The sequence below is a fragment of the Nitrobacter hamburgensis X14 genome (assembly GCF_000013885.1).
Taxonomy (GTDB): domain Bacteria; phylum Pseudomonadota; class Alphaproteobacteria; order Rhizobiales; family Xanthobacteraceae; genus Nitrobacter; species Nitrobacter hamburgensis.
In genome coordinates this window covers 3,912,184-3,933,836 of record NC_007964.1, presented here as the reverse complement: position 1 = coordinate 3,933,836, position 21,653 = coordinate 3,912,184, and the positions used below count along the sequence as shown (strand labels likewise).

Genomic DNA, 21,653 nt, shown 5'->3' with positions numbered 1-21,653 from the left:
GGCACTGAGACGGATTTGCGTTAACGATGGCGGGCGCCGGTCGCACTGGCCAACCGCCGCGCATTCGCCATATATAGCGGCGGAAGATGAAGGCCGGGAAAATTGGACGCCGGATATGGGCACGCTCGCAAACCACGCTTTCAGCAAGATGAACGGCATCGGCAACGAGATCGTCGTGGTCGATCTGCGTGACCGTCCCGCCGCGGTGACGGCCGAGGAGGCGCGCGCGGTCGCATCGCCGGGCGGCGTTCCCTATGATCAGTTGATGGTGCTGCAACCCCCGCGGCTTCCCGGCACCGAGGCTTTCGTCAGCATCTACAATAACGACGGTTCGGAAGCGAATGCCTGCGGCAACGGCATGCGCTGCGTGGCGCGGCAGGTGTTCGAGGCCACAGGCAAGGCGGCGCTGACCTTCGAGACCCGCGCCGGGCTGTTGAGTTGCTGGCAGGGTCCCGCGCCTGGTCTTTACACCGTCGACATGGGACCGCCAAAATTCGGCTGGCGGGACATCCCGCTCGCCGAGGAATTCCGCGATACCCGCTATATCGAATTGCAGGTCGGGCCGATCGATGCGCCGGTGCTGCATTCGCCGTCGGTGGTCAGCATGGGCAATCCGCACGCGATCTTCTGGGTCGACGACGTGAACGCCCATGATCTCGAACGCTTCGGGCCGCTGCTGGAGAACCATCCGATCTTCCCCGAGCGTGCCAACATCACGCTGGCCCATATCGCGGGCCGCGATCGCATCGTGATGCGGACCTGGGAGCGCGGCGCGGGTATGACCAAGGCCTGCGGCTCGGCGGCCTGCGCGACGGCGGTGGCAGCGGCGCGGCTCAAGCGCGCCGACCGCGTTGTCGATATGGTGCTCCCCGGCGGCGGTCTGACCATCGAGTGGCGCGAGCGCGACGATCATGTGCTGATGACCGGTCCGGCCGTGTTCGAATATGCCGGCACCTTCGATCCGGCGCTGTTCGCCAGCGTCGCGTGATGACGATCGACGTCGTCACCTTCGGCTGCCGGCTCAATGCCTTCGAATCCGAAGTCATCCGCCGCAATGCGGACGATGCCGGCCTTGACGACGTCGTCATCGTCAACACTTGCGCCGTCACCAACGAGGCGGTGGCGCAGGCTCGGCAATCGATCCGCAAATTGAAGCGCGAGCGGCCGTCGGCGCGCATCGTCGTCACCGGCTGCGCGGCGCAGATCGAGCCGACGATGTTCGCGCAGATGCCCGAAGTCGATCGCGTGATCGGCAACGACGACAAGATGCGCGGTGACACCTGGCGCGACGCGCGGACCGCATTCGCCGCAGTGGCCGATTTCGGGATCGCGAACGAGGAAAAAATCGCCGTCGCCGACATCATGGCGGTGACCGAGATGGCGCCGCATCTCGTCGAGGGCTTTCAAGGCGGCCTGCCCCGCGCCTTCGTGCAGGTGCAGAACGGTTGCGACCATCGCTGCACCTTCTGCATCATTCCTTTCGGGCGCGGCAATTCGCGCTCGGTGCCGATGGGCGCGGTTGTCGATCAGGTGCGCGTGCTCGTCGAGGCCGGTCATGCCGAGATCGTGCTGACCGGCGTCGATCTCACGAGCTACGGCGCCGATCTGCCGGGTGGGCCGAGACTGGGCGGCTTGATCAAGCGGATCCTGCGGCATGTGCCGGAGATGAGGCGGCTGCGAATCTCGTCGATCGATTCGATCGAGGCGGATCGGGATTTGCTTGATGCGGTCGCGAACGAGGAGCGGCTGATGCCGCATCTGCATCTGTCGCTGCAATCCGGCGACGACATGATCCTGAAGCGGATGAAGCGGCGGCATTCGCGTCGGGACGCCATCGACTTCTGTGCGCAGGTGCGGCGGTTGCGGCCGGACATCGCCTTCGGTGCCGACATCATCGCCGGTTTCCCGACCGAGACCGATGACATGTTCGCGCGGTCGCTCGATCTGGTCGCGGACTGCGATCTCACCTTCCTGCATGTGTTTCCCTATTCGCCGCGTCCGGGGACGCCGGCGGTGCGGATGCCACCGGTCGCGGGCGAGGTCATCAAAGACCGCGCCGGGCAGTTGCGCGCCGCCGCCGGAGCCGCGCTGCGGCGGCGGCTTGCCGCGGACATCGGCGCAACGCGTCAGGTGTTGATCGAAAGCGCCACTCAGGGCCGCACCGAGCATTTTGTCCCGGTCGCGATTGCGGGAGAGACGCCCGGCGCGGTGCGAACGCGGATGATTTCAGGGCACGATGGTGCGCGACTGCTGGTGTGATTTAGAGCGTTTTCGAGCGAAGTGGGTACCGGGTCGCGTGAAGAAAACGCGTCAATTCAAAATCATAGAGCCTCGCTTCTGATTCCATCAGAAGCGAAAAGGCTCTACGCCTGACGTCTCGCCGCGACGGAAATGATGCGGGTCGACGCAAGGCGAATGCGCGCCGAGGGTCTTTCGTGATGGTGAATCTCGGAGTCGGTTGGCCGGACTCTGTTAACGATCGTCCCCGAGTTTTGCTCGTCGGGACGGAACCAGGCCGGCGCGGCGCGATTGATGTCGGGCATCGTCAGGGCGGGGCGCTGCTGTTAACAGTCAAAGGCCGGCCAAAGTTGCGAACGGCTTCATTCATTTCCGGGTAGGCACGTGGTTCGGCTGGGTTTCGTTATCGGCTTGGTCGCGGTTATCGGGGTTTTACTCTCCGGCCTTGCGGCGTGGCGCGGTTATGAACAGGAGTTGGCGATCGACAGGATCGCGCTGTCGCGCGCGATCGACGTTCATGCCAGCCTGGTCCAGGAGCGTCTCATCGAACGAGAACTGCTGGCACGAGTCGCATCGGGATTGTTTCGGTCGCCCTCCGCGGTGAGAGCCAACATGCTCCACCCGTTGCGCGCGTCGATCTATGCCTTCAAGACCGATTTCGTTACCGCCGGCTGGGTTGCGCGTCTTCATCCGGGTGAACTCCCGCAGGCTGATGCAGCACTGGCGGCGGCCGGATTTCCGAATCCGCAAATCCGGAGCTTTGACGATACGCCGCGCGATCTGCATTCGCTCGACAAGCCGATCGACGTGGTGATGGACGTTGAGCCGCAAAACGCGGAAACGGTCGTATTTCCGGGCCGCTCGCTCGACCGTGATCCGATCCTGGGGCCGATGTTCGCCCGTGCGATGCAGACGAGAACGCCGGTCGTATCGGATCCGATCCATCTGCTGATGCCCGATGGCCCGATCGGGCTGGTTATCGCAACGCCGGTTTTCCAGGAGGGAAGCGAGACGGCGGCTGGCTTTATTACATTTTCATATAAACTCGCGTCGTTGATGCTGACGAACGACGAACTGTCGCTGTTCTCCGTTGTCCTGAAAGATCCGCGAAACCCACGCTCGGAATTGATCGCCGACGACAGCGGCAATGTCACGTCACGCCTCAGACGTCCGGCCGATCCCGTTCCGCTGGTGCTCCGGACGGTGATCTTCGGCGGACGGGACTGGTCGCTTGGCTATTACCCGAAAAACAATGCGATCCATCGCGCGCAAAAACTGGCCGCGGTGGTGGCCGCGATCGGTCTTGCGCTGACAAGCATCATTTGCGGCCTGTTCGGATATGTCGCCTATAACAACTTGCGGCTGAGCCGGGAAATCCAGGTTCGGATCGGTTTCGAGCGGCGGTTGACCGCCGTCATCGATGAACTCAATCACCGGGTTAAAAACATTCTTGCGGTGATTCAATCGATCGTCACGCGGACGTTGCGGCACGGCTCCGACATCGAAGTCGCCCGCGAACTGCTGATCGGCCGGATCCATGCCATGTCCAACGTGGTCTCGCTGCTCAGCGAGAGCCAGTGGCAGGGGGTCAAATTGAGGGGACTGTTCGAGGCGCGTGCCATCCCCCACACCGACCGCATCGCGGTCAACGGTCCGGACATCACCGTGAGTGCGCGCGCGGCGCAGAGCCTCTCATTGTTGTTCTTCGAACTGGCGTCGCATTCCGACGAAGGACTTTCGCTGGTCGGCAAGCATCCGCATATCGTCGTGCATTGGGCAGTCGAGGGCGAGGGCAGCGAGGCGATGTTTCGTTTTCGGTGGGAGGAATTCAATACCAGTGCCGCGACCCGCCGCGAGGACAGCGATTTTGGCATCATCCTGCTGGACCGCGTTGCGCCGGAGGCGCTGGGCGGCGTGTCCAAGCGGTATTTTACCGAGGCGAGCTATGTCTATGAACTCGCCGCTCCCATGGAGACCGTTGTGGATGTGACCGAGAGAGATCGCACGACGCAGATATCCGCGCCCATCCGGCCTGTTACCCATCAAGCCCGCTAAATGATGGGCCCGCCGGCTGCCGTCTTGCTGTTCCGGGCCGTTGTCGCCGCGAGACCTTGATGGTCGAGCTATCGGCCGCTGCCGATCACGGCCCGGACGGTGTCGTCCGGGCCAAAATCCTCGGTGCCCTCGACGTAAAGCAGGGCACTCAGTTTCGATCGCGCGCGGTTGACGCGGCTCTTGATGGTACCGACGGCGCATCCGCAGATCTTCGCGGCGTCCTCGTAGGAGAAACCCGAAGCGCCCACGAGGATCAAGGCTTCGCGCTGATCCTGCGGCAGCTTGTCGAGCGCCGCGCGGAATTCCTCGAATTCCAGATGGGCGTTCTGGTTCGGCTGCGATTTCAACGTTTTCGCATAGTTGCCGTCGGAATCCTCGACCTCGCGCCGCCGCTTCCGGTAGTCCGAGCGGAACAGGTTGCGCAGGATCGTGAACAGCCACGCCGGAAGGTTCGATCCCGGCTGGAACGAATCGATGTTGGCGAGCGCGCGGAGCAGGGTTTCCTGCACCAAGTCGTCGGCACGATCGCCATTTCCGCTCAGCGAAATCGCGAATGCGCGCAGATTCGGTACTGATGCCAGGATATCCTCGCGTAGTGAATCTGTGAGAGGCATTAGTCCCTCCCGTCGTTTTTTGTGTCGAAGTCGCCCGCGGGGGTTATTTGTGGATCTTCTGGCCCCGATGCATCGAGCTTTCGAATTAATTCTGCAAACCGGTCCGGGACGCCCTGCCTCACGACATCGTCATACATGGCACGAAGCTGATGCCCGATTCTGGGCTGAATCTCGGCATTGAGGCCGCCTTTGCCGGTTGATGGCTTTGTATCTTTCATCATTGAGCGCCCAGGGTTCAAGATATTGAAAAGCCGAGAAGTTCCCCGTTTGTTACGCAGTTTTCACGGAACTTGTATGGAGCCTAATTCAAAGCCGGAGCGAAAGTTCCGGGGGCAGGGAACTTTTGTCATGCTGGGGCGTAGACCACATGGCGGCGGATCGGGATTCGCCGTTGCGCCGTGCGTCGTCTAAAGACGAGATGCTTGATCCCGAGAGCTGTCTTAAAAAGGATGGATGGGGATGTTTCGATCACAGGTCGTAGCCGAACATTTGCCGCTCTTGCGACGGTATGCCCGCGCCCTGACGGGAAATCAGGCGTCCGGAGACGCCTATGTCGGAGCCATGCTGGAGGCGCTGCTCCAGGACCCGGCGTTGCTCGACGAGCGGCACGGGCCGCGGGCGGGGTTGTTCCGGCTGTTCACTCAAATCTGGAATTCGGTTTCGATCAACGGCGGCACCGACGAGGTGCCGGCTGCGGCACCGATGGAGCGGCGGCTGACGAATATCACGCCGCTGCCGCGTCAGGCGTTCCTGCTGCTGTCGCTGGAAGGCTTTTCGGAGGAGGAGGCTGCGTTTGTTCTACAGGCCGACGTCGCCGAAGTTCGCAAGCTGAGCGATATTGCCGGTCGCGAAATGGCGGCGGAAATCGCAACCGACGTCCTGATTATCGAGGATGAGACGTTCATTGGCGTCGCACGCACCCATGCCGAAGCGGTCGCCCTGGCCAAAACCAGGAAACCCGGTCTCATTCTGGCGGATATCCAGCTCGCCGACGGCAGCTCCGGATTGGACGCCGTCAACGAACTTCTGCGCGGCGTCGAGGTGCCGGTTGTCTTCATCACGGCCTATCCCGAACGGTTTCTGACCGGCGAGCGGCCCGAGCCGGCATTCCTCATCTCGAAGCCGTTCCAGCCCGCCATGGTCTCGGCGGTAGCCAGCCAGGCGCTGTTCTTCCAGCGAAATTCGCGCAACCGTGAGCCGCGCGCCGCCGCATCCTGATCGCGACCGTACAGCGTCGTCATGGCCTGCGGCACGAACCGTGTTCCTGCCGATGTCACGTTTCGAGCGTCCGGCTGCAACGTGCAAAAAAGGGCGCGGCCGGCATGCTTGCCAATAGCCGCGTCCTTGTCGCCGGTCGGTGGGGGCTGGGGGAACGGCCGGCTGCCGGGACAACGCGAGCACCCGGGAAGCGTTCCGCACCGCACTCTTTTTTCTGAAACGGTTAACTGAACGATGTCTTGCGAACCGCGTTGTTGCTTCGCGGTTCTGATCCACAATCGCGCTGTGTGACAACGTGGTCGTGGCAGCGAAATGACAATGGATGAGGCAACGATGTTTCAGGTATCGGCGGGAGTAATCGGTGCGCTGGCGGCGGTCGTGCTGCCGCTCGGTGCGGTGCAGTTCGCAGGCGATCTCGCCGGCGGTAACGATGTCGCCGCTACGGTTGTCAATCGCGCGCACAAGGCCGATCGCGACATTGTTCAGTTGTCGCACATGGAGGGCCGAACTGTTTCCATTCGGCTGGAAAGTCTTCCGGATACGTCGATCGTATTGCGGATTCCGGAAAGCTTACGCCTGGAAGCAGGCGACCGCGTCATGAAGCGGGACGTCATGAAGCCGAATTCCGGCCGCGTGCCCGCGACTCAGGTCAGGCGGACGATCGCATGTGAACCGGTGGTGAGTACTCTGACCGACATTGCTAGGCAGCTTCAGCCCGATCGTTGCGTGACGTGAGGTTTTGCTGTCCGGAAATTTTGTCGTTGTCCGAAATCAAGTGTCGTCGCTGGCGTTGCCCTCGTCATCGCGATCCCGTCGGCCCGCGAGCAATCCCAGCGCCAGGCCGCCGACAGCCAGGATCGGGATCAGCTTCTTGATGCCGATCGCGCGTACCAACTGCAACCCTGCCGTCACCAGCATCGGATCGGCGAGAAGGTTTTGTGCCGCCGACCTGGCCGTCTTGGCCACACGTTTCTTCATGGCATTTCGCCGGATCGCATAGGTCACCACCGCGATCAGGGTGATCAGGAAGAAGATCGCCGCACCGGTCAGGCAAGCCTCGATCAAGCCGTAGTTTTGAAGCACGAAGACGAACGCGGCGGCACACAGGAATACGATTGTGACGAAACCCGCAAAAACCGCCACCCCGGCGAGGGACGTCAGCCGCACGGCGTTGCCCGCGCTCTCCTTGAAGTCATCGATTGCCCGCTGAAACATTCAACGCCTCGCCCGAATCGAAATCAATTGTCAGATAAACCGCTGGCGCGTTCAGGCGGGCAGTGACCCCAGAATATCCGGCCGCCCCCGGCCGATCGGCAAAAATCACCGCGCCGGAAATCATCGGAATCAGAAATCACCGGCGCCAAAATCACCGGCGCCAGGTCACGCCGATCAAAAATCCCAGTCCGATCGCAAGTCCCACTGTGGCGAGAGGACGCTGCTGGATCGCCTCCTCGAGCGTATCCTCGATCGAGGATACGGCGTTCTGTGCCGCGTCGATGGCCGCGTTGCCGCGCTCCGACACATCGGAGAGAACGGAGTCCACGTTGGCCCTGGCCTGCTTGTAGCCGCGGCGTGTCTGCTTCTTGGCGGCGCCGGTCAACGTACCGAGCGCGTCGGAGATCTGATCGGCCAGTGCGGAGATGTCGTTTTTCACGGATGATAAATCCTTCTCAAGGCGTTCGTAGGTCGCTTTATCCGTCAGGTTTTTCATCGCATCCTCGCCATCGCTGCTCGCCATCCAATGCTCCTGAAACTGAAGGGGTATGGCAAACCAACGTGCCGTCGCGGCTTAGGTTCCGCGACGCGCTCGCTTGCTCGGCAAGCTGACTCCGCTGCGTTGTGCGCCTGTCGACGGAACTTTCAGGTCTCGTCTGGATTGCCTCCCGCGCCAAATGTCGCGAGGGCGCTTCTCCGTCTTGAAGTCTTGCGATCAATTTTGGAGAAGCAACAATGCTTATCAGCGTCCTGATTACGTTTCTCGTTGTTGTTCTTGTTCTGTATTTCATCAATCTGACGCCGCTCGACGTCCGCGGCAAGCAGATCGCCAGCATCGCCGCTATCGTGATCGGCGTTGCCTCGGCGCTGAAATTTCTTCCGGTGTTCTAAGGCAAGTGCCGACGGCGCTGAGATGAGACAAATAAAAATGCCCCCGACACCGCGCCGGGGGCATTTCACGTCATTCGCAGGGCCAATCCGTCAGCCGGCCGCCTCGGACTCCCCCTTGGACTCCGCCTTGGCCTGGCGCCGCCGTTCGGTCAGGATGTATTCGGTATAGCCGTTCGGCTGCTCGCGGCCCTTGAACACGAGATCGCAGGCCGCCTTGAAGGCGACGCCGTCGAATGTCGGCGCCATCGGCGTGTAGAGGGGATCGCCGGCGTTCTGCTTGTCAACGACGACGGCCATGCGCTTCAGCGAGTCCATCACCTGATCGCTGGTGACGACGTTCTGATGTAGCCAGTTCGCCAGATGCTGGCTGGAGATGCGCAGCGTGGCGCGGTCTTCCATCAGGCCGACGTCGTGGATATCGGGCACCTTCGAGCAGCCGACGCCCTGATCGATCCAGCGCACCACGTAGCCGAGAATGCCCTGGCAGTTGTTGTCGATCTCCAGCCTCACATCGTCCGGCGCCCAGTTCGATTGCGACACCGGGACCGTGAGGATGTCCGACAGCTTTGCGCGCTGTCCGCCGGCTTTCAATTCCTGTTGCTGCTTCAGCACGTCGACCTGATGATAGTGCAGGGCGTGCAGCGTTGCCGCGGTCGGCGAGGGCACCCATGCGGTGGTGGCGCCGGCTTGCGGGTGGTCGACCTTCTGCGCGAGCATGTCGGCCATCCGGTCGGGCGCGGCCCACATGCCCTTGCCGATCTGGGCGTGGCCGGGCAGGCCGTCGATCAGGCCGATGTCGACATTCCAGTCCTCGTAGGCCCTCATCCACGGCTGCGCCTTCATCTCGTTCTTGCGGATCATCGGACCCGCTTCCATCGAGGTATGGATTTCGTCGCCGGTGCGGTCGAGGAAGCCGGTGTTGATGAAGCAGACTCGTTTCGAGGCGTTCTGGATGCAGGTCTTGAGGTTGACGGTGGTGCGGCGCTCCTCGTCCATGATGCCGATCTTGAGGGTGTTCTCCGGCAGTCCGAGCATGGTCTCGACGCGGGCGAACAGTTCGCAGGTCAGCGCCACCTCGTCGGGGCCGTGCATCTTCGGCTTGACGATGTAGACCGAGCCTGTCCGGCTGTTCCGCGTCTTCGAAATCCCCATGAGATCGTGGATCGCGAGCAGGCTTGATACCGCGGCGTCGAGCATACCTTCCGGAATCTCTGCGCCGTTTTCATCCAGTACCGCGTCGGTAACCATGTGATGGCCGACGTTGCGCATCAAAAGCAGGCTGCGTCCGTGGAGGGCGATCTCCTTGCCATTGGCTGACGTGTAGATGCGATCGGCGTTGAGGGCGCGGGTGACGGTCTTGCCGCCCTTCTCGAAGGTGTCCGTGAGCGTGCCGTTCATCAGGCCGAGCGTATTGCGATACACCAGCACCTTGTCGTCGGCATCGACGGCGGCGACGCTGTCCTCCATATCGAGAATGGTGCTGATGGCGGCCTCGATGATCACATCGGCGACGCCGGCCGGATCGTCCTTGCCGATGCGGTCGGCGCGGTCGATCCGGATGTCGATATGCAGGCCGTGGTTGACCAGCAGGATCGCGGACGGTGCGTCCGCGGCGCCCTGATAGCCCGCGAATTGCGCAATCGTCTTCAGGCCGGTGGCGTCGCCGCTCCTGAGTTTCGCCGACAGGTGTCCATTGACGACGCTGTAGCCGGCGACATCGGCATGGCTGCCGGCCGAAAGCGGTGCGGCGGAATCGAGGAACGCCTTGGCTTTGGCGATCACCTTGTCGCCGCGCGCCTTGTCATAGCCCCTGGCCTCGTTGGCCTCGTGCGCAATGGCATCGGTGCCGTATAACGCATCGTAGAGGCTGCCCCAGCGCGCATTGGCGGCATTCAGCGCGTAACGGGCATTGGTCAGCGGCACCACCAGTTGCGGTCCGCAGATTTTTCCGATCTCGTCGTCGATATTGGCGGTCTCGACCGCATGGGTCGCGGGCTCTGGCAGCAGATAGCCGATCTCTTTCAGGAACGCCGTGTAGGCGGCCATGTCGAACGGCCGGCTTTTGTTGGCGCGATGCCAGCCGTCGATCTGCGCTTGCAGCGTATCGCGCACCGCGAGCAATTCGCGGTTTCTCGGTCCGAGATCGCGGACGATGGCGGCAAGCCCGGCCCAAAAGGCATCCGGGGCAATGCCGGTCCGGGGCGTGGCCTCCCGGGCGATAAAATCGAACAGGACAGGCGCGATCTTCAGTCCGTGGGCGTCAATGCGAGTCATGTCGGGCTTCTCGCGAGAAACGGCGACAGGTGCGCGGTTTCTAGGTCGGGTTGCCGAAATTCGGCTTCCATTGCCTTTTAGCGCCAAAGCGAGCGCCGTGAGCCCCTACAAAAGGTGAATAATCGCACACAGAGTCAACCGGGTGCCGCCCCCTACGATTGGCGGCGGTCATCCGGTCGAACGCTTGCAAGATTTCGCAAGCTCAGATGTTGGCGGCAACGTCGGTCAGGTCGTCGAACAGAATCCCGGTTCTGATCAGCATCCGCTCGATTTCGTCGGCGGCGTCGCCGACCGCGCAGGACGAGGTGTCGATAGTCAATTCCACCGACTCCGGCGGCTGATAGTCGTTCCCGATGCCGGTGAAGCCGTGCAGGACGCCGGCGCGCGCCTTGGCATAATGCCCCTTGGGGTCGCGGCTCTCGCAGATGTCGGCCGGCGTCGCGACATAGATCTCTCGGAAGGCGGTATCGGCGATGCGCCGCGCCGCGGCGCGATCCTCGCGCGCCGGGGAGACCGCGGCGACGATCGCAACGTGGCCGTTGCGCGCCAGATGCGTGGCGACCTCCGCGAGCCGGCGGATATTTTCGGCACGGTCCTGCGGCGAGAAGCCAAGGTCGCCGTTCAGCCCGGCGCGCAACGTGTCGCCGTCGAGCAGAACCGGCGAGCCGCCGTCGCCGAACAGTTTGCGTTCGAGTGCGCGGGCCAGGGTCGATTTGCCCGAGCCCGGCAATCCCGTCAGCCAGACCACGGCGCCGTTGTGACGATAGCGGGCGGACCGCTCGTCCGACCGCAGCGCGGATTCAACCGGCACGATATCGACCGGAACCGCGCGCTGTCCCGCTTCGACGCTGAGCACCAGACCGCCGCCGGCGATGCGGCCGTTGACCTCGATCACGAGGCGGCCGGTGCGGGGATTGTCGACGTAGGGGTCGGCGGCGAGCGGCTGCGCCAGCGAGATGTCGATTTCACCGACGTGATTGCGCGCGATCGCCTTTGCCTCGGCGCTTGATAGTTCGCCGGGATCGACGGCTTTCTCGATCGCCACGACGACGGCGCGCGTTTCCTTGTTGCCGAGCCGCAGCAGAATGGACGCACCGGCCGCGAGCGATGTCTCATGCAGCCAGAAGATGCGGGCGCGAATCCGTCGCGTGTCGCGCGGCGCCGACCCGACATGGGCGATGACGTCGCCGCGCTCGAGAAACAGTTCACGGTCGAGCGTGATGCCGACGGAGCGGCCGGCGCCTTGCGCGCCCGTCGGGCTCGAGGGCCAGCCTTCGACGCTACGGATCTTTGCGATCTTGCCGGCCGGCATGATCACGATCTCGTCGCCCGCGGTCAGGTTGCCTGACTCGATGCGGCCGGCCACAATCCGCCGGTCGTCGAATTTGTAGATCGCCTGCACCGGCAAGCGCAGCGCCAGCTCGTCCAGCGGCCGCGCCGGTTGCAGCGCATCGAGGGCTTCGACCACGGTGGGACCGCTGTACCAGTCGATCTTCGCGGTCCGTTCGGCCACGCCGTCGCCATCGCGGGCCGAAATCGGAATCACCGCCGTCGGCGCGAGGCCAAGGCCGGTCAGATGCGTGGAAATCTCGTCGCGGATGGCGTTGAAGCGTTCCGCGCTGAAATCGACGCGGTCCATCTTGTTGACGACGACAGCGACCTGTTTGACGCCGAGCAGATGCAGCAGATAGCCGTGCCGCCGGGTCTGATCGCGCACGCCTTCCAGCGCGTCGATGATCAGCACGGCGCCGTCGGCCTGCGCCGCGCCGGTGATCATGTTGCGCAGGAATTCGGCGTGGCCGGGGGCGTCGATCAGCACCACGTCGCGCGAGCGGGTGCGGAAGCGGATTTGCGTGGTGTCGATGGTGATGCCCTGATCGCGCTCGGTCTGCAGCGCATCCAGCAGGAACGACCACTCGAATGGCATGCCGCGCCGGGCGCTGACGGCTTTCAGCATCTCAAGCTTGCCGTCGGGCAGGCTGCCGGTCTCGTGCAGCAGCCGTCCGACCAGCGTCGACTTACCGTGATCGACGTGGCCGACGATGACGATGCGGACCTGGGGACGGGTGGTGCCGTTCGGCGTCGCGAGGGCGGCGTTCGGCGCGATGGCGGGGGCGATCATGTTCATCGGAAGCGCTCGATTCGATTCAGGTCAGAGATAGCCGGCGACGCGAAGCCGCTCGAAAGCGTCTTCGGTTTCATGGTCGAGCGCGCGTCCGGCGCGTTCGGGGATTTTGGTGCTGTCGAGTTCGATCAGGATCTCGTCGATGGTCGTCGCGGTCGAAGCGACGGGGAAGGTGATATCGGAGTCGCCCAGCGAGCGGTAGCGTTTGCCGTCCTTTGCCAGATAGAGCGGAATGATCGGGATGTTCTCGCGCTTGGTGTAGGCCCAGATATCCGCCTCGGTCCACTGCAGGATCGGATGGATACGTAAGTGCGCGCCGGGCGGCGGCGAGGCGTTGAACTGATCCCAGAATTCCGGCGGCTGGTCGCGCACGTCCCATCCGCCTTCGCTGCCGCGCGGCGAAAACACCCGCTCCTTGGCGCGGGTCGCTTCCTCGTCGCGGCGGATACCGGCGATCAGCCCGTCGAAGCCGTATTTGTTCAGCGCAAGCTTCAGCCCCTCGGTTTTGCGTGCGGCAGAGCGCGCGGCCGGCGGCAGCGTCGGGTCGACCGCCTCGACCGGCGGGCAGTAATCGACCTTGAGATCGAGATTCCACTCCTTCGAATAGCGTTCGCGAAAAGCGTACATCTCGGGGAACTTCTTCTCGGTGTCGACGTGCAGCGCCGGGAACGGCACCCGGCCGAAGAAGGCCTTGCGCGCCAGCCAGATCATCACGTTGGAATCCTTGCCGAGCGACCACAGCAGCGCGAGCTTCTTCAAGCGAGCGAAGGCTTCCCGGAAAATGTAGATGCTCTGCGCTTCAAGCGCATCGAGGTGGTCTATTCCAGGCTGCATGGCCTGCTCCTTGCTTGCTGCGCGGTCGACGGCCGCGCCGCTGACCGTCGAAATCAGCGGCCGCCGAAATTGTGGATTTCGGAGGGTGAGAAGATGCATCTCGTCCGTGCGGTGTTTGGAAGTAGAAAATTCTATACTTTTGTTCCCGCATAGAAGAAATAATTTTCTGTTTGATGAGCTTGCAAGATACATAAATAGAAAATAATTTCAGTCAACCCTTGCCGACGCAAAGCAGAAGAAAAGCAGACAGAGTCGAATGAAATTCCTCCCGATCTTTCTTGATTCCAAAGCCGGTCCGATCCTTCTGATCGGAGCGGGCGATCCGGTGCGGGCCAGGCTGCGCCTTTTGCTCGCCGCGGGCGCGCGCGTGCGCTGGCATGCAACCGACGGCGACTTCGCGGTCGCCGGTCTCGATGCCGTCGCCGCCTCGCGCATCGAGCGTCTGGAAACCAATCCCGGCGCGGCCGACCTCGGCGCTATCGTCGCGGTGTTTTGCGCCGGCGCCGGCGAGATCGGCGTGACTGTAGCGGCGCGCGCGCGGGCGTCCGGTCTGCCCGTCAACGTGATGGACGACCCCGCGCATTCGAGTTTCATCGTCCCGGCGATCGTTGATCGCGGCGACGTGGTGGTGGCGGTCGGCACCGGCGGTGCGTCGCCCGTGGTGGCGCGGCGCGTGCGCGAACGCATCGAGGCGCTGTTGCCGGCGCGAATCGGCGACCTCGCGGCGTTGATCGGGCGCTGGCGCAAGGCGGTACATGCGCGCATTCCCGACATGCCGCTGCGCCGCCGCTTCTGGGAGCGTGTGGTGGACGGCCCGATCGGCGCGTCTGTTCTCGCCGGCCGCTCCGATGAAGCCGAAGACTCGCTGCAAGCAATCGCCGATCCCTCCGCCTACGCGGGCGCATCCGCTCCCGGCACTGTCGAAGGCCGCGTCACGCTGGTCGGCGCCGGGCCGGGCGATCCGGATCTGCTCACCATCAAGGCGCTGCGCGCGTTGCAGGACGCCGACATCGTGTTCTACGACGAGCTGGTCTCGCCGGAGATTCTCGATCGCGCCCGCCGCGACGCGGTGCGGATCCCGGTGGGTCGCCGCGTCGGCAAGCCCGGCATCGGACAGGATGCCATCAACCGGTTGCTGATCGATGCCGCGAAGTCCGGACAGCGTGCCGTCCGCCTCAAGGGCGGCGATCCCTTCATTTTCGGCCGCGGCGGCGAAGAGATCGAGGCGCTGCGCGAGGCCGGCGTCGCCTGTTCGGTCATTCCCGGAATCACGGCCGGGCTCGGCGCGGCTGCGGAATCCGAATTGCCGCTGACCTTCCGCCACGAGGCGCTGCGCGTCACCTTCCTCACCGCGCACAAGGCGCGGGATGCTTCGAGCGTCGACTGGTCGGCGCTGACCGACCGCAAGATGACGGTGGTCGTCTACATGGGAACCACGGCGGCCAACGCGATTCGTGATGGCCTGCTGGCGGCCGGGCGTTCGCCGGAAACCCCGGTCGGCGTGTTCGCGCGCGCCACCCGTCCCGATGCCAAATCCGTCGTCGGCACGCTGGATCATCTGCCGGCGCTGGTTCGTGAAATTGACGGCGGACCCGCCATCCTCGTGATCGGCGACGTCGTCTCGCACTCCGCGCCATGGCGCAACGCGAGCCCGACTCCCCTGTTTCATACATTTCAGATGGCCGCCGAATGACCTCTCTGCCCGAACAAAAGAGCGTCGCGGCAAGCGCGATGACACAGCCGGCAGCAGCGACAGGGACTCCCGCATTGCCGCCCGCGGCGGCGCTCAACGACGCGTTGCGCGACGCCCGGCCTGCGGACGTGATCGCCGCGGCACTGCGCACGGTCGGGCGCGACCGGCTGGCGCTGGTGTCGTCGTTCGGCACCGAGTCGGCGGCGCTGTTGAAGGTGATGGCGGACGTCGATCCGGCCATTCCCGTGATCTTCCTCGACACCGGATGGCTGTTTGAGGAGACGCTGGCCTATCGCGACACCTTGATCGCCGCGCTCGGCCTGACGGATGTTCGCTCCATTCAGCCATCTGAGGATGTGCTGAAGCGCGAGGATCCCGATCGCGATTTGTGGTTCTCCGATCCGGATGCCTGCTGCCGCATCCGCAAAGTGGAGCCGCTTGTGCGCGCGCTGCAGCCGTTCGACGCCTGGATCAACGGTCGCAAACGGTTTCAGGGCGGCCTGCGCGCCGACATTCCATTCGTGGAAGACGACGGCGCGCGGCTGAAGTTCAATCCGTTCGCGAACGCCTCGCGCGCCGACATCGAGGCGATCTATGCGTCGGCGAAGCTACCGCCGCACCCGCTTGTCGCGTCGGGGTTTCTCTCCGTCGGCTGCATGCCGTGCACCAGCCGCGCGCAGGCCGGCGAAGACGCGCGCGCCGGCCGCTGGCGCGACAGAGCCAAGACGGAATGCGGCATCCACACGATGAAGACTTCGTAGAGGAATGACTCTGCGGCGTCGCAAACATTGAAATGTGGTTTCGTTGACTTCAGCATGCCGTTTGACGAGTTTCATTCATGGGCTTCTGGCGGTCGTCGCGTGATCGGGCCTTATGGAGATTAAAATGCTTCGTCGTGTTTTCGTTGTTCTTGCCGGATTGATCTGGGCAGGTTCGGCGTATGCTGCCGACGTGTCGCTATTGAATGTCTCATACGATCCGACGCGCGAGCTCTACGTCGATTTCAACAAGGCATTCGCCGCGGCTTACCAGAAAGAAACCGGCAAGAGCGTCGAGATCAAGCAGTCCCACGGCGGGTCCGGAAAGCAGGCGCGTTCGGTGATCGACGGTTTGCAGGCCGACGTGGTTACCCTCGCGCTCGCCTATGATATCGATGCGATTGCCGAGCGGGGGCTGCTCGCCAAGGACTGGCAGAAGCGGTTGCCGCGAAATTCCTCGCCCTATACGTCCACCATCGTTTTCCTTGTGCGCAAGGGCAATCCCAAGGGTATCAAGGACTGGGACGATCTGATCAAACCCGGCGTCCGCGTCATCACGCCCAATCCCAAGACCTCGGGCGGCGCGCGCTGGAACTATCTCGCGGCATGGGGTTTCGCGCTGAAGAAGTTCGGCAGCGAGGACAAGGCGAAACAGTTTGTGGCCGACATCTACACCCACGTCCCGGTGCTCGATACCGGCGCGCGTGGTTCCACTGTCACCTTCGTCGAGCGCGGCGTTGGCGACGTGTTGCTCGCCTGGGAGAACGAGGCCTTTCTGGCGCTCAAGGAGTTCGGAAAGGACAAATTCGAGATCGTGGTGCCTTCGATCTCCATTCTGGCGGAACCGCCGGTCGCCGTCGTCGACAAAGTAGTGGACAGGAAGGGAACGCGCGCTGTTGCCGAGGCGTATCTGAAATATTGGTATACTCGGGAAGGGCAGGAGATCGCCGCGCGAAACTACTACCGTCCGACCGATCCGGAAGTGATCAAGGAGTATGCCGATGCATTTCCCAAGGTCGAGCTGTTCAGGATCGACGACGTGTTCGGCGGTTGGACCAAGGCGCAGAAGGTCCACTTCGGCGAAGGCGGCATCTTCGATCAGATCTACCAGAACTGATGCGACGGGGCGGAGCAGAACAACGTGATAGGAGGATCGGGACGACGACGGACTCTGCCGGGATTCGGCCTCACCATGGGGCTGACGCTGACATGGCTCGGGATCATCGTTCTGATTCCTCTTGCCGGGCTGTTTCTCAAATCGTTCGAATTGAGTTTCGCCCAGTTCGTTGACATCGTCACCAGCCGGCGAACATTGAATGCGCTGAAGATTTCGTTCGGGCTCGCGTTTCTCGCCGCGCTGGTCAATCTGGTGATGGGCAGCATCATTGTCTGGGCGCTGGTGCGTTACCGGTTTCCCGGGCGCCGCATCTTGGACGCGATCGTCGATGTTCCGTTCGCGTTGCCGACCGCGGTAGCGGGTATCGCGCTGACGACGCTGTTTGCGCAGAACGGCTGGCTCGGCGCGCCGCTGGCCGAGCTTGGCATCAAGGTCGCGTTCACGCCGCTCGGCATCTTCGTCGCGATGGTGTTCATCGGTATTCCCTTCGTGGTGCGCACCGTGCAGCCGGTGCTGATCGATCTCGATCCGGAGATCGAGGAGGCCGCCGCGAGCCTCGGCGCCAGCCGCTGGCAGACGGTGTGGCGGGTGATTCTGCCGAGCCTTTTCCCCGCGCTGCTGACGGGCTTTGCGCTCGCATTCGCGCGCGCGGTCGGCGAATACGGTTCGGTGATCTTCATCGCCGGCAACCTGCCGAACGTGTCGGAGATTGCGCCGCTCCTGATTGTGATACGGCTTTCCGAATTCCGCTACGCCGATGCCACCGCGATCGCCGTCGTGATGCTGGTGGTGGCGTTCCTGGTCATCTTCGTCATCAATCGCCTGCAACGCTGGGCGCAGCTGCGCGTCCCGACGCATTAGAGGTGACGCCGATGTCCGAAACCGCGATCGCGATTCCGCTTGACCGTACCGACGCCCGCTCCGAACCGCGCTGGGTGCGCGGTCTGCTGATCGGCCTCACCGTCCTGTTTCTCGCGGTGTTTATCGTGTTGCCACTGGCGATCGTGTTTGCGGAAGCATTCGCCAGAGGGGCGCACGCCTATCTCGCCGCGCTTGCCGATCCCGAAGCGCAGTCGGCGATCATGCTGACGCTGGCGGTCGCCGCGATTTCGGTTGGTCTCAATCTGTTTTTCGGGCTGATCGCCGCCTGGGCGATCGCAAAATTCGAGTTTCGCGGAAAGACGCTCCTGATCTCGCTGGTCGATCTGCCGTTCTCGGTGAGCCCGGTCATTTCCGGTCTGGTGTTCGTGCTGTTGTTCGGCGCGCAGGGTTATGTCGGACCCTGGTTGCAGGACCACAACATCCAGCTTCTGTTTGCGTTGCCGGGCATCGCGCTGGCAACGACCTTCGTGACCTTTCCATTCGTGTCGCGCGCGCTGATTCCGCTGATGCAGGAGCAGGGGACGGCGGAAGAGGAAGCGGCCCTGTCGCTTGGCGCTTCGGGGTTGCAGACATTCTTCCGCGTCACGCTGCCGAACATCAAGTGGGGGTTGCTGTATGGCGTGCTGCTTTGCAATGCCCGCGCCATGGGCGAATTCGGGGCGGTATCCGTCGTCTCCGGTCACATCCGCGGCGAGACCAACACCATGCCGCTGCTGGTCGAAATCCTCTACAACGAATATCAGTTCGTATCGGCGTTCGCGATCGCTTCGCTGCTGGCCATGCTGGCGCTGGTCACCCTGGTGGCGAAGACCGTTCTGGAACGAAATCTCGACGAAGGACAACGACCGAGTGACCATTGAAGTCCGCAATATCGTGAAAAAGTTCGGGGCCTTCGCCGCGCTGGACCATGTCGATCTCAAGGTCCCGCACGGCGAACTGATGGCGCTGCTCGGGCCGTCGGGGTCCGGCAAGACCACGCTGCTGCGCATTATTGCCGGGCTCGACTGGCCTGATTCCGGAGATGTCTCGTTCGACGGCGAGAATGCGCTGGCGCGCGGCGCAGGCGAGCGGAGCGTCGGGTTCGTCTTCCAGCATTATGCACTGTTCCGCCACATGACGGTGTTCGAGAACGTCGCATTCGGTTTGCGGGTCCAGCCCCGCGCCGTTCGCAAGGATGAAGTGGGCATCCGCGCGCGCGTCAAGGAGCTGCTCGACCTCGTCCAGCTCGACTGGCTGTCCGGCCGTTACCCCGGCCAGCTCTCGGGTGGCCAGCGCCAGCGCGTCGCGCTGGCGCGCGCGCTTGCGATCGAGCCGCGCGTTCTGTTGCTCGACGAGCCGTTCGGCGCGCTCGACGCCAAGGTGCGCAAGGAGTTGCGGACGTGGCTGCGCTCGCTGCACGAGGAAATCAACGTCACCTCCATCTTCGTGACCCACGATCAGGAGGAGGCGCTCGAAGTCGCCAACAGCGTGGTGGTGATGGACAAGGGGCGCATCGAGCAGATCGGAACGCCGAGCGATGTCTATGACAATCCGCAGACGGCGTTCGTGCACGGCTTCATCGGCGAGTCGATCGTTCTGCCGGTCGACGTTGATGACGGCTTTGTCCGGCTCGGCGACACGCCGCTGAATATCGCCGCGGAGCACGGCAGTTCGGGGCCGTCGAAACTGTTCGTTCGCCGCCACGACATGCAGATCAGTCCGCCCGGTTGGGGCGGCCTCGAAGGGACCGTGCGGCGGGTGCGGACCTTCGGTCCGATCCAGCGGGCCGATATCGCGTTGTCCGGCAGGGCGGGCGAAACCATCATTGAAATCGACGCGCCGCGCGACCGCGAGCTTCGCGATGGCGAGGTCGTCGGCCTGCAGCCCCGGCGCTACCGCATTTTCGCGGACCCGACGTGAGATCGTTCACCTTTCAGCCATGGTTGGTATGCAACAACTCCGGCTGATTGGGGGGGCTACGAATGATCCGCACTTGTGCCGCGATTCTCGGCCTTCTGGCTCTGGCCGGATGCGCCGCGGACAAACCGCCTCCGGAGCAGCCGGCGTTCTATCTCGACATGGCCCACGGCGGAGCCAAGCTGGATCCCGCGGTCGCCGCCTCGATGATTTCCGGCTATCGCGCCAATAACGGGCTCGGCCCGGTGACGGTCGATCCGGAACTGATGCAGGTCGCCGAAACGCAATCGATGGCGATGGCCAAACGCAACAAGATGGATCACGACGTGGCCGGGAAGCTGCCCAAGCGGCTGGCGGCGGCGGGCTATCCGGCGACGCTGGCGGTCGAGAATATCGGCGCCGGCTATCACACCCTCGCCGAGGCGTTCTCGGGCTGGCGCGATTCGCCTCCCCATCGGGCGAACATGCTGAAGAACGGCGTCACGAAACTGGGCATCGCCGCGAGCTATGCTCCGGACACCAAATACAAGGTGTTCTGGACACTGGTTCTGGCATCCACCGACCAGCGATAACCGTTGCGTGATACGCGGTCGGCTCTGCGCTGATTGACGCGAGCGCGAACCGACGCCACGGTAAGGCCTGCGACAATTGACTTGCGGGTCTGATGGATTCCATATCTCCCGAACCGGCTTCATCGGCAATACCGGCGCGGGCGCGGTGCGTGCTGGTGCTTCAGGGCGGCGGCGCGCTCGGCTCCTATCAGGCCGGCGCCTATCAGGCGCTGGGCCGGCACGATTTCGAGCCGGAGTGGGTCGCCGGCATCTCGATCGGCGCGATCAACGCTGCGATCATCGCGGGCAACCCGCGCGACAAGCGCGTCGAGCGCCTCAGGGAATTCTGGGAGTTGGCATCATCGCCGGTCCCCTGGCAGCCGATGCTGCCGGATAACCGCGCGCATTCGCTGTTCAGCGAGACCAGCGCGGCCATGATCGCGGCGTTCGGCGTGCCCGGCTTTTTCACGCCGCGCTTTCCGCCGGCGCAGTTCTGGCCGTCGGCCGACCCACAATCCCTGAGCTATTACGACACCGCGCCACTGCGCGCGACGCTCGAGCGGCTGGTGGATTTCGACCGCATCAATAGCGGGGCGACGCGGCTCAGCGTCGGCGCGGTGAATATCGCGACCGGCAACTTCACCTATTTCGACAACACCCGGCAGAAGATCGGTCCGGAGCACATCCTGGCATCCGGCGCGCTGCCGCCCGGTTTCCCGGCAATCGAGATCGGCGGCGAATACTACTGGGACGGCGGCATCGCCTCGAACACGCCGCTGGATTACGTGCTGGATCAGAAGACCGCGTCCGATCTTTTGATCTTTCAGGTCGATCTGTTCAGCGCGCGCGGGCCGTTGCCGACCACGCTGCTGGAGGCCGCCGATCGCGAAAAGAACATCCGCTACTCCAGCCGGACCCGGATGAACACCGACAAGAACAAGCAGATTCACAACGCGCGCAAGGCGGTGCGCGACCTGATTTCGAAACTGCCGGCCGATCTCAAGGATGATCCTTCGGTCAAGTTCCTCAAGCAGGCGGCCAAGGAAAACACCGTCACGGTGGTTCACCTGATCTATCGCCGCAAAAATTACGAGGCCTCGCTGAAGGATTACGATTTTTCGCGTCTCAACATGACCGAGCACTGGTCCTCCGGCGAACATGACGTCGATCTCTCGATGCGTCATCCGGAGTGGCTGGCGCGGCGGCAGGGTGGCGAGGCCATGGTGACTTACGACCTCACCGCCGAGGATGAAAAGGGTGCTCCGTAAAGCCGGACGCCCGCGCATGAACAG

Annotated in this window: 21 protein-coding genes; 14 read left to right on the top strand and 7 right to left on the bottom strand. The window is 63.4% G+C overall.

Annotation, left to right across the window (positions count from 1 at the left end):
• The first annotated feature begins 115 nt into the window (after positions 1 to 115).
• The 3 genes from dapF to NHAM_RS18325 all read left to right on the top strand — a co-directional run bounded on the left by dapF (position 116) and on the right by NHAM_RS18325 (position 4,293).
• Positions 116 to 988, top strand: a complete 873-nt coding sequence (gene dapF / locus NHAM_RS18340) for a diaminopimelate epimerase (RefSeq protein ID WP_011511945.1) — start codon at positions 116 to 118, stop codon at positions 986 to 988.
• Positions 988 to 2,259, top strand: coding sequence for a tRNA (N(6)-L-threonylcarbamoyladenosine(37)-C(2))-methylthiotransferase MtaB (gene mtaB / locus NHAM_RS18335; RefSeq protein ID WP_011511944.1), 1,272 nt, complete (start codon positions 988 to 990; stop codon positions 2,257 to 2,259). The genes dapF and mtaB overlap by 1 nt, the downstream gene beginning before the upstream one ends.
• A gap of 363 nt (positions 2,260 to 2,622) precedes the next feature.
• Positions 2,623 to 4,293 (top strand): CHASE domain-containing protein, encoded by a 1,671-nt coding sequence (locus tag NHAM_RS18325; protein ID WP_011511943.1) that lies wholly within the window; start codon positions 2,623 to 2,625, stop codon positions 4,291 to 4,293.
• 68 nt (positions 4,294 to 4,361) lie between these two features.
• Here the strand turns inward: NHAM_RS18325 and NHAM_RS18320 are convergent, their stop codons facing one another.
• Both NHAM_RS18320 and NHAM_RS18315 read right to left on the bottom strand, forming a co-directional pair.
• Positions 4,362 to 4,907, bottom strand: a complete 546-nt coding sequence (locus tag NHAM_RS18320) for a sigma-70 family RNA polymerase sigma factor (RefSeq protein WP_011511942.1) — start codon at positions 4,905 to 4,907, stop codon at positions 4,362 to 4,364.
• Positions 4,907 to 5,125, bottom strand: coding sequence for a NepR family anti-sigma factor (locus NHAM_RS18315; protein WP_041359243.1), 219 nt, complete (start codon positions 5,123 to 5,125; stop codon positions 4,907 to 4,909). The genes NHAM_RS18320 and NHAM_RS18315 overlap by 1 nt, the downstream gene beginning before the upstream one ends.
• A gap of 241 nt (positions 5,126 to 5,366) precedes the next feature.
• Here NHAM_RS18315 and NHAM_RS18310 point away from each other — a divergent pair, with 241 nt between their 5' ends.
• Together NHAM_RS18310 and NHAM_RS18305 are read left to right on the top strand one after the other, a co-directional pair.
• Entirely contained in the window at positions 5,367 to 6,125 is a 759-nt protein-coding gene (locus tag NHAM_RS18310) for a response regulator (RefSeq protein ID WP_011511940.1), read from the top strand.
• Positions 6,126 to 6,443: 318 nt separating this feature from the next.
• A complete protein-coding gene (locus NHAM_RS18305) occupies positions 6,444 to 6,860 on the top strand; it encodes a hypothetical protein (protein ID WP_157043676.1) in 417 nt (138 codons plus the stop codon).
• A gap of 36 nt (positions 6,861 to 6,896) precedes the next feature.
• Here NHAM_RS18305 and NHAM_RS18300 read toward each other — a convergent pair whose 3' ends face one another.
• Both NHAM_RS18300 and NHAM_RS18295 read right to left on the bottom strand, forming a co-directional pair.
• Positions 6,897 to 7,340, bottom strand: coding sequence for a hypothetical protein (locus NHAM_RS18300; RefSeq protein ID WP_011511938.1), 444 nt, complete (start codon positions 7,338 to 7,340; stop codon positions 6,897 to 6,899).
• A gap of 151 nt (positions 7,341 to 7,491) precedes the next feature.
• On the bottom strand, positions 7,492 to 7,863 hold the full coding sequence (locus tag NHAM_RS18295) for a DUF883 family protein (protein ID WP_011511937.1): 372 nt from the start codon (positions 7,861 to 7,863) through the stop codon (positions 7,492 to 7,494).
• Between the two features lie 212 nt (positions 7,864 to 8,075).
• On the opposite strand from NHAM_RS18295, the gene NHAM_RS27665 reads away from it, so the two are divergent.
• Positions 8,076 to 8,231: a Thivi_2564 family membrane protein gene (locus tag NHAM_RS27665; RefSeq protein ID WP_011511936.1), complete on the top strand. Its 156-nt coding sequence runs from the start codon at positions 8,076 to 8,078 to the stop codon at positions 8,229 to 8,231.
• Positions 8,232 to 8,321: 90 nt separating this feature from the next.
• On the opposite strand, the gene NHAM_RS18290 is transcribed toward NHAM_RS27665, so the two are convergent.
• The 3 genes from NHAM_RS18290 to cysD form a co-directional block, all read right to left on the bottom strand.
• Entirely contained in the window at positions 8,322 to 10,505 is a 2,184-nt protein-coding gene (locus NHAM_RS18290; protein WP_011511935.1) for a malate synthase G, read from the bottom strand.
• Between the two features lie 202 nt (positions 10,506 to 10,707).
• On the bottom strand, positions 10,708 to 12,633 hold the full coding sequence (gene cysC / locus NHAM_RS18285) for an adenylyl-sulfate kinase (RefSeq protein WP_011511934.1): 1,926 nt from the start codon (positions 12,631 to 12,633) through the stop codon (positions 10,708 to 10,710).
• Positions 12,634 to 12,657: 24 nt separating this feature from the next.
• Positions 12,658 to 13,464 (bottom strand): sulfate adenylyltransferase subunit CysD, encoded by an 807-nt coding sequence (gene cysD, locus NHAM_RS18280; protein ID WP_011511933.1) that lies wholly within the window; start codon positions 13,462 to 13,464, stop codon positions 12,658 to 12,660.
• A 256-nt stretch (positions 13,465 to 13,720) separates the two neighbouring features.
• On the opposite strand from cysD, the gene cysG reads away from it, so the two are divergent.
• The 8 genes from cysG to NHAM_RS18240 all read left to right on the top strand — a co-directional run bounded on the left by cysG (position 13,721) and on the right by NHAM_RS18240 (position 21,629).
• A complete protein-coding gene (cysG, locus tag NHAM_RS18275) occupies positions 13,721 to 15,157 on the top strand; it encodes a siroheme synthase CysG (protein ID WP_011511932.1) in 1,437 nt (478 codons plus the stop codon).
• A 38-nt stretch (positions 15,158 to 15,195) separates the two neighbouring features.
• On the top strand, positions 15,196 to 15,918 hold the full coding sequence (locus tag NHAM_RS18270) for a phosphoadenylyl-sulfate reductase (RefSeq protein ID WP_041359242.1): 723 nt from the start codon (positions 15,196 to 15,198) through the stop codon (positions 15,916 to 15,918).
• A 124-nt stretch (positions 15,919 to 16,042) separates the two neighbouring features.
• The gene (locus tag NHAM_RS18265; protein ID WP_011511930.1) at positions 16,043 to 17,032 is read left to right on the top strand and encodes a sulfate ABC transporter substrate-binding protein; all 990 of its coding nucleotides are present in this window, start codon (positions 16,043 to 16,045) and stop codon (positions 17,030 to 17,032) included.
• Between the two features lie 75 nt (positions 17,033 to 17,107).
• Positions 17,108 to 17,893, top strand: a complete 786-nt coding sequence (gene cysT, locus NHAM_RS18260) for a sulfate ABC transporter permease subunit CysT (RefSeq protein WP_049769373.1) — start codon at positions 17,108 to 17,110, stop codon at positions 17,891 to 17,893.
• A gap of 11 nt (positions 17,894 to 17,904) precedes the next feature.
• Positions 17,905 to 18,774, top strand: coding sequence for a sulfate ABC transporter permease subunit CysW (gene cysW, locus NHAM_RS18255; RefSeq protein WP_041359241.1), 870 nt, complete (start codon positions 17,905 to 17,907; stop codon positions 18,772 to 18,774).
• Entirely contained in the window at positions 18,764 to 19,813 is a 1,050-nt protein-coding gene (locus NHAM_RS18250) for a sulfate/molybdate ABC transporter ATP-binding protein (RefSeq protein WP_011511927.1), read from the top strand. Before cysW ends, NHAM_RS18250 begins: the two co-directional genes overlap by 11 nt.
• A 62-nt stretch (positions 19,814 to 19,875) precedes the next feature.
• Positions 19,876 to 20,382, top strand: coding sequence for a CAP domain-containing protein (locus NHAM_RS18245; protein ID WP_011511926.1), 507 nt, complete (start codon positions 19,876 to 19,878; stop codon positions 20,380 to 20,382).
• A gap of 92 nt (positions 20,383 to 20,474) precedes the next feature.
• Positions 20,475 to 21,629: a DUF3734 domain-containing protein gene (locus NHAM_RS18240; RefSeq protein WP_011511925.1), complete on the top strand. Its 1,155-nt coding sequence runs from the start codon at positions 20,475 to 20,477 to the stop codon at positions 21,627 to 21,629.
• Positions 21,630 to 21,653 lie beyond the last annotated feature (24 nt).